This is a genomic window from Pirellulaceae bacterium (genome assembly GCA_029243025.1).
In the GTDB taxonomy this organism is placed as follows: Bacteria; Planctomycetota; Planctomycetia; order Pirellulales; family Pirellulaceae.
This window is the reverse complement of record JAQWSU010000060.1, coordinates 37012-52401: the sequence shown is the minus strand read 5'-3', so window position 1 is coordinate 52401 and position 15390 is coordinate 37012. Positions and strand designations below refer to the sequence as shown.

Below are 15390 nucleotides of genomic sequence, written 5' to 3'. Positions count from 1 at the left end.
AACAGCTATGAATGTGATCGGCATTGGAACCGACATCGTAGAATGTCTGAGAATCGCTCAAATGATCGAGCGTCACGGCGAATTGTTCATCACGCGAGTCTACACGCCCCACGAAATCGAGTATTGCAGCACACGCAAAGCCGCGACCCAGCATTATGCAGGTCGCTGGGCCGCCAAGGAAGCTGTCCTGAAAGCCTTGGGGACCGGTTGGATTCGTGGCATCACCTGGCGGGATGTCGAGGTACGCAATCGACAAGGGGGCAAGCCCACCATCGCTCTAGCGGGGGGGGCGAGGGAGATCTGCGAGAAACTGGGAATCGGAGAAATGCAAATCTCAATCTCCCATTGCCGCAGCCACGCGACCGCTTTCGCAATCGCGATCTGCGAAGATTGACGCTTGAAATACAGGTTCAAGCCAAGCCGGTGGGAGTGGGCGCACGAAGATTCGAACTTCGGACCTCGTCGTTATCAGCGACGCGCTCTAACCAACTGAGCTATGCGCCCGGCAAAGAAGTCCCCCATTTTAGGCTTGGTGTGCCGGCTGTCAAAGGCCCTCTCGATGCTTTTCCATCGTCAATCGCTGCGGCCCTACGCCAGCAAAGCTGTCAGGTTTTCGGGAGTCGGACGAGCAAATCCCAACTTCGGGACGTCGAGAGCCGCAGCGCGAAAAGTAATCGACGTTGCCCGATTGTTATTTCCGCTCTATTTTGCCTAACGCCTGCGACCGAAATTAACCGACATACATACCGAAGGTGCAAGACCTCCATTCGCTTGAGTGGAGTCGTCGCTTGAGTTAAATCGGACGAAACGTGTGATCCGAGAACTCACCACTACCCATTTGTTACGTCTGCTCGACGCGTCATGCTTGCAGGCGTCGTCCAGTCGCCCAAGATCCCCAACGAAGGAATCTGAACCGATGCTTCGTCACGCTTCTTCTCATCTGCTTGGCCTGGTACTCACGCTAGCCATTGTCACGCAAACCTTCGCCGCTCAGCCAACCGCTCGGCAAGCATTAAGCCTGGTTCCCATGCAGAAGCAGGTAAAATTTGATCGCCCGAATGAATCTGAGATCAAAAAATGCACGATCAGCGCAACCCAAACAGATGGAAATCGTGCCTGGATTGTCAAAGATTCTAAAGGCAACCTGTTACGCCGCTTTGTGGATACCAACGGCGATAACAAGATTGATCAATGGTGCTATTACCAAGGTGGGATCGAGGTTTACCGAGACATCGATGCCGATTTCAACGAGAAAGCAGATCAGTATCGCTGGTTCGGAACCGGTGGCATGCGTTGGGGTACGGACAAAAACGAAGACGGTCAAATTGATGCTTGGAAATGGATCTCGCCAGAAGAAGTCTCTGCCGAACTGGTACGGGCGATGCGAGATCAAGACGCCAACCGATTCAGTACCTTGCTGATTACCAAAAAAGAAATCGCCCAACTCGGCCTGAAGACGGAATTTGGTAAACAAATCACGACACGTGCCAAAAACGCGCAAGATAACTTCCTGACCTATGCAAAGGGCCAGAAAGTGGTTACGGATCAGACGAATTGGGTCGACTTTAGTGCACCTCGACCGGGTGTGGTTCCCGCCGGCGGAGAGCAAGCCAAGAAGGATCTGATCGTTTATGAGAATGTGATCGCCGTCACGGACACTGCCGGCAAACATGAAGAAGTCCAAGTAGGCACGCTGGTTCGCGTCGGAGACCTGTGGCGTTTGATCGATTTACCGTCATCCGACAATTCGGGTTTTTTCTTTACGGTCAACGAGCGTTCGGCGAGCTCAGGGGCGAATGATTCCGAAACGGCCAGCCCTCAAACACAATTACTGGTGGAACAACTCGAGGATCTTGATCGAAGCTTGGCCAAAGCCAGTTCGCCACCAGCTATTCGCAAAATCTACCAGCGACGTTCTGCGGTTCTTGAGAAACTGATTTCCGCCAGTTCAGAAACAGAAAAAAACATGTGGCTGCTGCAGCTCGTCGACAGTGTGGTGGCAACAGCCGAACCGGGAACCGGCGATGGTGGGATTCAAGCGTTGAAGGCACTTAGCAAAAAAGTGAGCTCACTCACCGAGGATCAGGAAATCTTATCGCAAGCTAACTTTGCCCTGCGGATGGCCGAGTACACAGCAAGCCTTCAAAAACCCAATGCGAACTTCGGCAAAATTCAATCCGACTGGATCGAAACGCTGGAAGAATTCGTCGCCAACTACGCTGGCACTCGCCCTGCCGGCGAAGCAATGCTGCAAATTGCCGTTTCTCAAGAGTTCGCAGGAGAAGATACGGCTGCGACAAAATGGTACGACCAAATCGTCAGCGACTACCCAAACACGGAAATGTCAGAGAAAGCCGCAGGTGCAATCCGACGGCTGAAGTCAATTGGCGAACCTCTCGAATTGAGCGGCAAAGGGCTCGATGGCCGCCCGATCGATTTGGCCAGCCTCCGTGGACGCGTTGTCCTCGTCCACTACTGGGCCACCTGGTGTGAGCCTTGCAAAGAAGACATGAAACAGCTCCGCAATCTGCTGGCAAAGAACGCACGACGAAAATTCGCCATCGTTGGTGTAAATCTCGACGACCAAGCTCAGTCGGCCGTGGACTACGTCCGGGCCGAACGAATCAAGTGGCCCCAATTGCATGCCCAAGGCGGACTGGAAAGTCCACTGGCAAAACAGCTGGGTGTCTTTACACTACCGCTGATGATGCTCATCGATAAGGACGGTACGGTGGTCAATCGATCGATTGCTGTGGAAGAACTCGAAGCCGAAGTTAGTAAGCGGCTTTCAACACGTTCAAGAAAGTAAACGCGGATTAGAAGTCTCGTCTCAAGCGAGGTTGGAGCTCCTTACCAACCTCGCGTCCCCTGTGCCCAACTCTTTTGGGCCTCTACCAGTTCCAATGCTTGTTACGGCGTTGGCGTATTCCACCAGGCTTTCCAGCAGTTGTTTGGCGGCTACGACGTCGGGACGCGTGGGGCCGACGAACTCGATAAGTGTCTCTGCGGAGGCGCTCTTCTCGATCCAATTCGTCGTTTTGATCGTAATTGCTAGACATTGGCTTTTGTCTTCCTATCTCTCATGTTTAAAGGAGTTTGCGACTCCTGCCGAGTCGCTGAACGGCTCAACAAAAGGCAAGCCGCGCGCCAATGCCTGTCAGACTCCAGAATTCCAGAAATCAAGGTAGTTCACGCCAAGGATAACGAAGCGCAACCTACGATATCGTAAGACTTTACTATCACACCCCATCCACCTCACACACCCCATCCTTTCCTATCAGTATCTTCCGATGCTTCTCACCTATTCTCACAGATATTGTGAAGTGCCCCTACCAAGCTGCACAAGTCCATTGCTAGCATCACTTTATCGAGAAAAAGGGCACGATTTGGCCGTCGAGAACAGATGACCCACAAGCCTTCAAAAACCACAAACCATTACTAATAAGACACTTACGTAATACGTAGTCATACTGATTCGACCTTCACCAAAATAGTGAAATCCAAACCTTGCAAACGCTTTGTAAGGATTACAAGATTTTTGGATTGTGCCGATAAAAGCATCGTTCGACAAACAACTAAAATCAGCGGGAAATCTGATTCTTTAATCTTTTTTTTGATTGTCATTGATTTAATGGCACAACACTCGCTATATCTTCCCTCCACAATCTACTTCCCTGGAATGGAATCCTGGAGCGAGCATGATCTGGACGATCGATACGACAGCCTTTCTCTTTTTGGCCTCAATTCAAATCTTCGGTCTCTTCGGACTGGTCGCCAGTCGTTTGGGGGAGAAGTGTGGCCGCCATTCTCTCTGTCAGTGCACTTTTTTTGTGGCGATGATTGTGGTCGCCATTTCAATCATCGTTGCACTGTTGGTCGGTAGTGGTGCTTGGGCGATTTCCGGGACCACGCTCGGATTAATGGTCGTGGGGGCGACTTTGGACTGCGGTCGATGGCACCAAGTCAGGCCCTGCCAGTAGCAACTGCCGCGGGCCGCTAGCTTCTTGCAACGCTAGCGAAGTTCGCGCCTCCAATTGGGAAATTTCGGTAAACCCCTTAAAACCGACAATTTCGTTTCTTTCCAGAGCCGTTTCGAACCGAAAGATAAAGCAGTTGAAATTGGGATGGAACGAGGCTGCGCGTCGGGGGGGCCGCGGTCGGTTCGTCACATCGATCATTCTGCTCCCCCCGTTCGCCCGGGACTCGCAATCAGGCCAGACTCGCAATCAAGCCAACAGCGAGCCATCGACTTGGCGAATAACTCAGGAGGGGATTTCACGATGAAGAGAGCATTAGTGGCATTCTTAGCCCTAGCGCTGACCACGCTGTCCGGCGCCTTCGCCACAGCGGATGACGAACAGATCGCGAAACAGATCGTCGATCGCCTACAGCAGCACCAACAGTCGGCCCAGCTGCAGGACTTTAACATTGGTGTCCAAGTCGACAAAGGCACCGTGACCATGATGGGCAACGTCGCCGCGTCAGACCACGCAGTTCTGGCCTTGGACATCGCGCGGAGGATCCCGGGCGTCAAATTGGTCATCAACGACCTCTATGTTCAGGCTCAACCGGCAGATGCAGCTGATCCGAGCAACGTTTCGGCAGCTCCAGAACCAGCCAAACGCATGGAAGCTCCCGAGCCTTCTGAGGTGACGGAAACGCCTCAGGTAGACGAAGTGGCGACCGTGGATTTTGATCCGACGGCCAACGTGGAAATTACAGCGGTTCAACAGGCCGCCATGGAGCAACCTGCCGAGATTCCAGCACCACCCACGGCGGCCATTCCAGCACCACCCACGGCGGCCACGGCGGCCACGGCGGCCATTCCAGCGCCACACACGGCGGCCATTCCAGCCATTCAGCCACCTCAGCAGCAGTTCCGACAGCCGGTCGCACAGCCGTTAGTCATTGCACCATCGCGACCACAGCAAAGTGGCACAGCAGCTGGTTTTATTCCACAGCAGCGTCCAACGGCATACGCTCCGGTCGGATCTGGCATCACCGCCCCACAGCCGCAACATGTGTCGCAAGCTCCGCTGGCATTCGCCCGCAGCTACGGTAACAATGCCCGTCCTGTGTCCTATGTCGCACCCGAATACAACCAATCGCGACAAGCTCAGTACAGTTCGATGGGCGGCCCAGCGCCGGTCCCAATGGGAAACACCCCGGGAAGTGTTGGCACAGCCTCGTACGACAATCCTCAAATGCCCGGATACGCTTGGCCGAGCTACGCAGCTTACCCGAACTACGCTGCGGTCACCTATCCGCATCAGTATTCGGCAACTGCCTGGCCCTACATCGGTCCGTTCTACCCCTATCCGCAAGTACCGCTCGGATGGCGAAAGGTGATGTTGGAATGGGATGACGGTTGGTGGTTCCTCGACTTCAAGTCGAAATAACCACCGCTTCGCAGCGAATAAATCGACAAAGGCCCTTGGAGAGAGATCTCTCCAAGGGCCTTTCTTACGTAATCGACGGCAGACTTGAGAGATGGATTCGGCGGAAATTCCCGCACAACCGAAAAAACCCGCAAGTCCCGTCCAGATTAACGCGATAACATCTACACAGACAAGCACAGGGAAGTGAATCATTGGCCCGACGTTTCCCAATCGTTGACGAGAGACGGAAGCCAATGAAAACCAGACTCGAGGATTGATCATGTCGACCAAATCACTCAAATCCGTTGCCTGCGGTGCGTTGCTACTGGCAACCCTGGCGAGCAGTGGGTGCACGCACACCGGTCCTACGTTTGGTGTTTTGGGTGTGCCGATTCCCGTTAGCCCGTATTTCCAAGATGAAAAAGAAGACGAGTTCTGGGAACATGAACGATACGACCGTGTTCCAATTCTCGGCCCCCTCAGCTCGGGAGGACCGGTACAAGCTTTGGATCCGCCCAGTGATGACGAAGTCGTTCGAGCGTTAGAACGAAGTCATCCGGTCGAAGGCGGAATTCCATTCCTCCACGAAGTCCAACGAAACAACGTTGTGATTAGAAAAGAGCTAATCGCAGATTACGTCGATCCACCTCGATTCTACCCGATGATCGGCCCCGCACAGCTGCATCACGCTCACTACAAGTGCACCGTTTACTTCACCGAAGTTAAACGTATCGGCTGGCCAGTTCCGCACACACTAACCGACGAGGACTCTCGCGAAGTGCTCTACATCGATCACAACCATCTCCACATGGTTGGCAACGTCGATACGGGAAGCGGAGCAGGGCTCTAGCCAACGCACGGAAAGAACAACCAGGGGGGTTGGCCCGCAGGCTTCGGTCTGCGGGCTTTTTTTTTGCTCAAACGCCCAACACCTCATCCCCCCCTGCTCAATGGGTGCCCCGACTGGCAATCGACCAGAAAAGCCTTGTCAACTTCCCGTCTCAAGGCTGCCTGTAGACGCTTCATCTGTAGACGCTTCATCTGTAGACGCTTCATCTGTAGACGCTTCGACTGTGATCGCCATCACAACGGGTGCACTGCCGTCTGGCCCCTTGATCAACTCGATCGACTCGATGAGTTCGGAACGTAGCGGATGGACTGCCAAATACCGTACTTGCTGTCCACGTAACGGAAAGGCAAATTCAGAGCCAGGCACATCAAAACGACCGATGTAGTCAGCAAAATGATATCCGTCCCGCAATCCATGGTCCTCGGACGTTCCATCCGCATAATGCAAACGTAAAACGACCGAAACCGCACCATCTTCCTTCGCAGCTTGGGCCCCCCAACCACTAATGCCGCTCAACAGATGAATCGACTTAGCTGTCGAATTACAGGGCAGCTTGACGGCATTTGGCATCTTCGGTGGGATTTGACCACTCCGCCCCTTCAACATGATGACGTTTGCGACCTGATCGCCCTGTGGGTCAACCAATTGGAAAGGGATTCCTTGAAAACTTTTCGGAGACCAATCAGCAAAGATAAGTCGTTCGACATCGGCCTGTTCACTGTTGAACATGCCTTTCGTGCTGACAATGGTTGCATATTTCTGCAGGTCAATCGGTAGAAAACGGCCTCGGTGCGTCAAGAATTCGAGCAGATCGGTCAACTCGCTTTCGGTCACCTGTTTTTCAAAACCTTCCGGCATGAGCGATTTTGGTGTGGCAACCAACTCGTCGATATCATTGCGGGAAATCGGATGTCGTTTTGCCTCGGCATCAATCATTTCAATCGAGGTCTTGGTTTCACTTGCAAGCGTTCCGTTCAGGATTCGACCATCCGACAAGACAACCGTGTAGAGGCGGTAATTGCCTTCCACACTACGACTCGGATCAAGAATGTGCACGAGTAATTCTTCTTTGGGATGAACGGCCATTCCCGTCAGATTGGGTCCGATATTTTCACCCATTGCACCATGTTGATGACATTTAGCGCATTGCTTCTTAAAAACAGCGACACCATTTCCCACGCTTCCTGACCGATGGGTAATCGGCAGCAGTTGCTCAATCACCTTTTGTCGATCGGGATTAGGCAGGCCACCATCTTGGGCAAGAACTTGACGTGCCTGATCGCGTAAGGAACGGTCAGGATGTTCTCTTAGGGCCGTTTTTTGATCCAGAGTCAAGCCCGATAAACGCGTTTCGCCAGCAGCAACGGCAGCCAATAAGGCTTTCGTTGATTGGGGGCGCGCCAGCAAAATCTTCCAGGCGGCCTTTTGCAACGAAGGCGTCATCGTGCGAGCCCGACGAACCACTTCCGGCCCCAGGTTGGAGGCAGTGCAAATGCTTAACACATCGATCATGGCGACCGAAAATTCGGGGGCCGATTGAGGGGTAACTTGATCAAGGACAGTGGTCACAACCTGTTCATCGTCCGGACGAAAGCTGACAAGTTGGTTGGCCGCCTTGATGCGCGGGGTCGCGTCCAGGTCGGTGTCGACAATCTCACGCGTCAATTGATCGACAATTTCTTGCAAGTGTTGTCGCAACGCCGCACTCGCCCAAATATCACCTAACCAAATGAAATCAGCTCGAGAAGAAGAGGGAAGTTTCCCCAGTAACCGTAGCAGCACCTGGTCGGTCTTGGCATCCAGTTTGAGCTGATGCGTTGGGGACCAACCGCGTTTGAGTCCTGCCAGCACAGTACGACAGAGATTTGGATCAGTTTGGTCAAGGGATGAGACAATGGCCAGGGTTGTTTCGGCATTTGGCTGACCCCGCGCCACGTGCTCGGATACGATCGAAACAATTGTTTGCAGTGATTCAGTCGGCTGAGATTTGGTTGCTGCGGCCTGCAAAAACGGAAGCGCATGCACCGCAGCGGCACTGGTCAAGGCATCCTTGATCCATCGATCGCTGGTAAATGGTGAAGAGCTGGCCAAATCGGCGAGGATCTGACCGACAACCGGGTTGGGTGACTGGTCCGCGAGTGCGAGAATGGCCGCCAAACGAACCTGGGGATGTCCATCGCGGTAGCTTTCATTGGCCAGCACGGCCTCCAGCTTCAGATCATTCGGAGGCAGCGCCAATAACGCGTTTCTTCGCACGCCTGCCGAAGGATGGCTCAGTGCCTCAATCGCTACGGCGACTGCGGCAGTATCAGAGTCTTCGAAAGCTCCCAAACCTTGCAATGTCCAAAGCGCGTGCATCGCTCCCACGTTGAGTCCGACTTCATCCTGAGACTGGTCGCGCAGGAGTTGAATCAGCTGTGGCACAACCCCTCTGTCGCCATTTTCAACAAGCAAGCGTTGCGCGTTCAAGCGAACAATCATCGACGGATGCTTTAGTTGCGCAACCCGCGCCAACGGATCGGCTTTTGCCAAATCGACTGCGTGGCTCGATTCCGCCCTCGAACCTCGATAAACCACACGATAAATTCTGCCACGCGTCTTGTCGCGCAACTTGGTCTCATAAGCATTCCCGCGACCATTCTCGAATCCTTGCGGTGTCGGATTGTGCTGCACAATAAAGTTGTACCAATCCAGCACCCAAACATTCCCATCGGGCCCCACATCAGCCACGATTGGCGCCGTCCATTCATCATCACTGGCAACCAGATTGGTCGGGCTCGTCGATCGAAAACCGGCGCCATCTGGAGTGAGCACAAAGGCTCCCACAAGTTTTCCAGTGGGACCACAAACGAACGCGGTCCGGTTCCACCAGCTCTTGGGGTAGGCTCGAGCCGTATACAAAGCGTGCCCCGCGCCTGCCGTGTAACCACCATGCTGATCCACTTGTCGCACTTTGTCGGTCACCGGATCAAACAAATGATTGTCAGCAATCGATCCCAACACCGAAGGCGACCAACCTCGGACCCGTTCGTAATACCGATTCGCCACCGGCATGAAACAGCTTGGATTCCGATTTGCAGTCGAACCAAAAACTAATCCTTCTTCACTAATACCAAGCCCCCAAGTGTTGTTATTGGTGGAACGCAGGAACTCCAACGCGGTCACGCGAGGCGGAGTCCCCTTCGCCGGATCGCCAACATCAATTTTAAAACGCCAAAACCCCATCCGAAATGATTGGCGAGCTTGGCCGTCAATTTCCGGCGAAGAATTGTTGTAGCCCTGCATGGCGTAGATCCAATTGTCCAGCCCCAAGCGGAAATTACTGACGCCGCCGTGCGTGTCTCCCAGAGTCCATCCCCGGATCAAATCGTGCCGTAAATCAGCCACCCCGTCACCGTCCGTGTCGGCAAGATAAAGCGTTTCAGTCCCGTTCTGAACGATGCAAGCATTCTGAAATGGCAGCATGGCAGTCGGAATGCTCAAGCCGTCAGCAAAGCAAGTAATACGATCGGCCCGTCCATCCCCGTTCGTATCCTCAGCGATCTCAATCAAGTCATTGCCACGATTCTCGTTCTGTAACTCATTCGGATAATCAACTGTTTCACAGACCCAAAGCCGCCCACGCTCATCCCAATTCATCGCGATCGGCTTGGAAGCCAGTTGGGTCTCATCAACAAATAATTCCATTTCAAAATCGGTCGGCGTCACGAAGTGCTTAATTGACTCGCTCGACGAAACCGGTTTTTGCATTCGAGTCATGGGATCCCCTTGGACTCCCCAACGATTACTGCGAGTGTAGTTGGGGATCTCGGGACCCACGTCTTCGTATTCAAAAGCAGCCACGTCAGTTCGCGGTTTCGTCATCGGTGGGACGACAAAAGCTCCCCGATCAGTAAAAGGGCCTGCTTTTTTGGGATCATCACCGCAAGCCCAACGAATGCCTCGCTCCACCAGGTTTTGGAAGCCCGGATTGCTCCAGGTCCGATGATCATGGCCCCAGGCCGTATAAAAAACACGCCCCTTGCCATGCCGTCTCACCCAGGTCCACGGCTCGCGTTCGCCACCTTCCTGACGAAATTCCAATACCGTCCGGTTTCGTTCGTTGTGCTTGGTGTGCACATAAGTTTCATCCCAACTCTCAAACCCTCCATAACCATCCATGATTGGATGGGCATCAGCAGGCGCATGGGGCTTGACGCGAAAGATCCCCGTTCCATGTCGTTGAAATTGAGCTCCCATCAGAGCAACGATGTCATCGTTGTTGCGAAAACAATAGGAGGCACAATGCAAGGGAATAAATCCCTTGCCATCCGCCACAAATTTCAACAACGCCTCCGCTTGGTCCGGTTCAATGCGATCGATGTTTGCATAAAGCATCAAACCATCAACCTGAGCCAATCTCTCGGCTGACAATGTCTTCCCCAGATCTTCCGTATAGTCGACCTGGATGCCCCGATCGGCCAGCACTGGAATCAGTTGTCGCGCTCGTAACGCAGGTTGATGATGGCCTTGATCACCCAAAAAAAGCAGTCTGAGAGTCTTATCCTTTGCCTCGGCGGCACCGGATAACAAACTCACGAGTAACAACGGAAGCCATAAAGCTGAACGCACCATTGGAAGGATTCTCCGCTCGATTCTCAATTTATCTCTCGATCCATGAAAACGATCTTGCTAGTGACAGTCTACGCCAACGTGAACTTAGGTAAGCGAACAATTTCACCGCCCTTAACGGCCGATTCGTGAGCACAAATCCCAACACAAGTCCAATTCGCAGATTGCACCGCGTTTGGCCATGGATCTCGGTCCTCCATCAGTGCACTTACAAATTCGTGTACCAAATGGGGATGAGATCCACCGTGGCCACCACCTTGCACAAACGACAAATGCTCAGAATCATGAATCTCAGCCGGTTGAGTAAAGCGACGGATCGCTTCCGGAAGTCGATGAGCAAAATCCGGAACTTCGATTTTTTCTGGAATCTCCGCCTCAGTTTTCTTGGCCGTGTGGATTACATGAGGTTCGTTTTCGATCAAAGTCCATTCAAAGCTTCGGTTTGTTCCGTAGACATCAAAACTCTCACGATATTGACGCGCCACGTCGTAGAGAAATCTCCAAATGTGCGCCGTCACATCGCTGTCTTTGACTTTGATGTGGCACGATTCAACGGCAAATTGATTACCAGATTTCTTCGCAATGTCATCCCTTACCGTACCACTACCAAAACAGCTGACAAATTCTGCGGTACCGTCCAAAAGCCCTAAACAGGGACTAACAACGTGAGTCGCGTAATGCATTGGGATCATTTCCTCCCAATAGCTCGGCCAACCGTCCATATCCTGGGGATGCGATGCGGCAAGATGTTGAATCTTTCCTAGCTCACCTTTGTCATAGAGTTCTTTGATGAAAAGGAACTCCCGACTGTAGACAACAGTCTCAGCCATCATGTATTTCAGTCCGGTTGATTGGACTTTATCCACGATCTGCCGACACTCATCGATGGTCGTCGCCATGGGAACCGTGCACATCACATGCTTTCCGGCATCGAGCGCTTTTAAAGACATCCATGCATGGTCCGGGATCGGACTGTTAATGTGGACATAATCGATGTCCGCATCATTCAACACATCGTCATAGTTCGTATATCGCTTCGAGATCCCAAATTGTTCGCCGACCTTGTTTAACTCAGACTCGTTCCGACGACAGAGGGCCACAACCTCGGCTTGCGGATGCTGTTGATAGATCGGAATAAACTCAGCTCCAAATCCCAATCCAACCATGGCTACCTTTGCCTTGTTACTCATCGCTTATCCTTTCAATCCTACGAAATCCCGCTTGTAGCGCACGGGAGTATACCGCCGGTCCTCGGAAGATGCTTCGCTTCTATCAAAACCATTACCGGCCCCGAGGGTTCCCAATGACTCCTCAGCCCCTATCATAGTTTTTACTCAACCCGGTTGCACCTAGAGGTAGCCAAGCGGTGAGAATCACCGGAATTTGGCAGCATGAAACGATGTGCCAACTCATGTCGCAGGACAAACTGCCTCCGGCTTATCACGGGACGTCCCCAAAAAACCGGTTGATCAAAGGGCCTAGCGTTGAAAGAAGCCTAGGCACGTTATCCGTTCATCTCTTCGCGTCGTCAGAAAATCTAGTCTGAGGTAACCGCTTACCAGTTAAGAGGCGGATCCGGTAATGCCCTGTACAGCAGCCCACAATTTACTCATGAGTCACTCGCAGGAGTTCATTGCGGCAAAGCCTGCTTTCGTCAGAGAGTATCCGCCTTGGAATTTTTCTTTGACCAGAAATTCTTTGTCGGCCAGTAACTCAAGGGTCGCTTTATCTTGCTTCAAATTGGGACCATAAAAGCACAGCATTTCGCCTGGAGTCATCAAAAAGCGACGAAAGGTTCGCAACACTCGTTGTTCGGATTTGCTTAACAAGTTGTTCTCCCGATTGGATGGACCCGCCCAAAGCGTTTCGATGCCCGCTGTGAATGTTCGTTATCGTGATCTGGCGACGAAAACAAACCAGCTTCGCTTCAAGTCATCTTTTCTTTCTAACTGTTCCTTTAAACCGTGCATGATCGTCCTGATCAACGCTTCCACCCATCCTGGAAGGCAACGCAACAAAAGTATCGCTTTTAGTGCGGCACAAAGCTCAAATACTTGAACATCTTTCGACGATGGCGTTGCAATAATGAAGTCGAATGCAGTATCACCAACGCCAAGCGAGTCGTGCGGAGCCGACGTTAGAAACACGAACGCGAAAACCGCCCAAAAGCAGCCTGCTAACCACGACGCTCCTTCCCTTCAAACCGACGTGAACAGAACTACCGCCAGCACTCCGCGCAGAGCTGCAAACCGCGAAAGAAAGAGCTTTCAACCACCAGTTCGTGATTACCGAAGGCTTGAGCGCAATCGCTCGTATTATCCGCTTCAGTATATCGAGAAATCGCCGCGGTGTAAAACGTGCAACCGTTGATTCAATCGACCGACTGCGTCCGCGCATGTTTCTTTCCATTCACATCCTGAGGGCGAATCGACTGTAAACGCTGCCAAACCCGATCATTTCCATTTTCTGCGGCGGCGGCTGACAGGCCTCGCTCTCACCTTCGCGGCCCTCAATGCGGTAGCATTCAAGTGAAAAACCGATGCTAATCCTTCCCAATTCTGGTCATCGATTTCGATTGAGCCGGCTTCCGCTACGGGCCGGCCTCACTGGTTAGCAGTGGAGATTTTATTTTTGAATTGACTTAATGAGGAAGAACAATACCTGGGCATCGCCCAGGTTCAGCCGACAACGGCGGAGGGCTCTTGAAACCGATAGCCAACACCGTGCACCGTTTCGATGAGCCTCGATCGTTCTGACAATTTACGAAGAATCGATTTAATATGAGCATCGATGGTCCGCGACTGAACGGCCGTTGCCCCATCGGCTCCTTTACAAAGCTTGGTTAATTCGTTGCGAGACAACACGTATCCAGGACGGCTAGCCAATTTCCAGAGCAATTTAAATTCGGTCGGAGTCAAGCGCAGCACATTGCCACCCACCGACCCACCGACCCACCGTGTCGGGCTCGAACCGAACTTAAACCATGGCCATGGAGTTGTTCAGGCTCAGCGTCCGTGTGCTGGCGAAAGTGCATCAAGTCGACGATTTGGTCAGCAATGCGCGCACTCCGTTGAAAACGGCTGGCTGATTACGGTCAACCAACCCGGCGGAGAAATTCGCAGCTCACCAAGAGTGACTTTCTTCTGCTGAAAGCGCTGATGAGACACATGGGAAGGGGTTTTCGTCGTCCAGAGCTAATCGACGCAGCACTCGGTGACGATGCGATCGTTCTGGAACGAACGATCGATGTGCACATTCGAGCCCTTCGCAAAAAGCTCAGCAGTTAGGCCAAGTTGATCGAAACGATTCGTGGCGTGGGATATCGTTTTCACGATCCGAGATAGCCGAAGAGGCCTCAAATCAGTCGGCTTTCAATTCGTCCATCCGAACCGTTCTTGATGTGTCAGCAGAAATCTTCGCTGCCTCCAGGATCTCAACGACCGTTACGTTATTCTGCAATGACGATAGATCGGTCGGCTTGACTTGGATCGTTCCCCTCACCACCTCAGCTAGATATTCAAACGGATCACCGTGCGGTGCAGAAATCGGTGGAGCGACCTGCCCCATTACCTCATTCGATGGGGGACGCATTGTCCGCATCTGCTTCGAATTGAGACAGTGAACGAAGCCATGCTGGCAATAGATTTCAATATCTTTTCTGTTGTAATTCCAATTCCAACTCGCCTGCACAATTGCTTGAGCCTTCGGATAGGTCAGCACCAGGGTAGCTTCATCATCAACCTGAGGATACCGATCAGGTTTTATCTGTTGAGTCACCGCAGTCACACTGGTTGGCCTCTGCCCGTTCATGAACCAAGTGGACAGATTGGCGCCATAACAACCAAAATCAGTCAATGCACCGCCACCATTCAAGCGAGGATCAGTTAGCCAAGCGAGAAATTCCTGACTGCAACCAATTTCTGCAGGACCAGGATGCCCATCATGCACAACGATTTTTCTAATTTCACCCAAAGTCGCTGCTTCGGTTAACAAGCGTTTAGCCGCTAGATGACTGGCATACCAAGTCGTTTCATAATTGGTAATTAGGTTGATTCCATGCTTTGCCGCCAAGCGTTCCATCACACGCACGTGCTCTAAACTAACCGCCAGAGGTTTCTCAACCATCACGTCAACGCCTCGCGGTGCGCAAATCTGAACCGTGTTCAGGTGACCGTAAATCGAACCATAGTCGCAAACCACTTCAGGTTCTGTCTTCTCAAGCAGATCAGCAAGCGAATTCGAAACCAGATCGATCTTAAAGCCGTACCGATCGGCATGCCGCTTCGCTAACTCACGGTTTGACTCTGCAATTCCGACAATTTGGAGATCCCCCCGGAGATGACGTCGCAGAACGGCATGAACGTGATCATGCGAAAGCCCCGCCACCACCACTCGCAACGGCGGTTTCTCAACCGTCTGGCCACACACGGTGCAAGCCAAGCAAACAAAGCACGAAATCGCGAACAAAAAGTTTTGCATCCGAACACCTGCTGCCATGGAAAATACACCCACACCGTCCAGCCAGCATTAAACCACAACGAATGTCCGAAT

10 protein-coding genes and 1 tRNA gene are annotated in these 15390 nt (G+C 52.5%); 6 read left to right on the top strand and 5 right to left on the bottom strand.

Going from position 1 to position 15390, the window contains the following annotated elements; all coding sequences use genetic code 11:
• Positions 1 to 7: 7 nt before the first annotated feature.
• Positions 8 to 394: a holo-ACP synthase gene (gene acpS, locus P8N76_28915; GenBank protein MDG2385723.1), complete on the top strand. Its 387-nt coding sequence runs from the start codon at positions 8 to 10 to the stop codon at positions 392 to 394.
• A 36-nt stretch (positions 395 to 430) separates the two neighbouring features.
• Here acpS and P8N76_28910 read toward each other — a convergent pair.
• Positions 431 to 504: transfer RNA gene (locus P8N76_28910), tRNA-Ile, on the bottom strand.
• A gap of 412 nt (positions 505 to 916) precedes the next feature.
• Between P8N76_28910 and P8N76_28905 the strand changes: the two genes are divergently transcribed.
• The 4 genes from P8N76_28905 to P8N76_28890 all read left to right on the top strand — a co-directional run bounded on the left by P8N76_28905 (position 917) and on the right by P8N76_28890 (position 6228).
• Positions 917 to 2809, top strand: coding sequence for a thioredoxin-like domain-containing protein (locus tag P8N76_28905; GenBank protein MDG2385722.1), 1893 nt, complete (start codon positions 917 to 919; stop codon positions 2807 to 2809).
• An 889-nt stretch (positions 2810 to 3698) separates the two neighbouring features.
• Positions 3699 to 3980 (top strand): hypothetical protein, encoded by a 282-nt coding sequence (locus P8N76_28900; GenBank protein ID MDG2385721.1) that lies wholly within the window; start codon positions 3699 to 3701, stop codon positions 3978 to 3980.
• A 300-nt stretch (positions 3981 to 4280) separates the two neighbouring features.
• The gene (locus tag P8N76_28895) at positions 4281 to 5399 is read left to right on the top strand and encodes a BON domain-containing protein (GenBank protein ID MDG2385720.1); all 1119 of its coding nucleotides are present in this window, start codon (positions 4281 to 4283) and stop codon (positions 5397 to 5399) included.
• A 259-nt stretch (positions 5400 to 5658) separates the two neighbouring features.
• Complete coding sequence (locus tag P8N76_28890; protein ID MDG2385719.1) at positions 5659 to 6228, top strand: hypothetical protein; 570 nt, start codon at positions 5659 to 5661, stop codon at positions 6226 to 6228.
• A gap of 138 nt (positions 6229 to 6366) precedes the next feature.
• Here the strand turns inward: P8N76_28890 and P8N76_28885 are convergent, their stop codons facing one another.
• From P8N76_28885 to P8N76_28875, 3 genes are all read right to left on the bottom strand, one after another.
• Positions 6367 to 10842 (bottom strand): ThuA domain-containing protein, encoded by a 4476-nt coding sequence (locus tag P8N76_28885; GenBank protein ID MDG2385718.1) that lies wholly within the window; start codon positions 10840 to 10842, stop codon positions 6367 to 6369.
• Positions 10843 to 10910: 68 nt separating this feature from the next.
• Positions 10911 to 12029 carry a Gfo/Idh/MocA family oxidoreductase gene (locus P8N76_28880; protein MDG2385717.1) on the bottom strand — a complete coding sequence of 373 codons (1119 nt, stop codon included), beginning with the start codon at positions 12027 to 12029 and terminating at the stop codon, positions 10911 to 10913.
• A gap of 426 nt (positions 12030 to 12455) precedes the next feature.
• A complete protein-coding gene (locus P8N76_28875; GenBank protein MDG2385716.1) occupies positions 12456 to 12668 on the bottom strand; it encodes a hypothetical protein in 213 nt (70 codons plus the stop codon).
• A 1338-nt stretch (positions 12669 to 14006) separates the two neighbouring features.
• Between P8N76_28875 and P8N76_28870 the strand changes: the two genes are divergently transcribed.
• Positions 14007 to 14126 carry a winged helix-turn-helix domain-containing protein gene (locus tag P8N76_28870; GenBank protein ID MDG2385715.1) on the top strand — a complete coding sequence of 40 codons (120 nt, stop codon included), beginning with the start codon at positions 14007 to 14009 and terminating at the stop codon, positions 14124 to 14126.
• A gap of 73 nt (positions 14127 to 14199) precedes the next feature.
• Here the strand turns inward: P8N76_28870 and P8N76_28865 are convergent, their stop codons facing one another.
• Positions 14200 to 15318 (bottom strand): Gfo/Idh/MocA family oxidoreductase, encoded by a 1119-nt coding sequence (locus P8N76_28865; GenBank protein ID MDG2385714.1) that lies wholly within the window; start codon positions 15316 to 15318, stop codon positions 14200 to 14202.
• Positions 15319 to 15390: the final 72 nt, after the last annotated feature.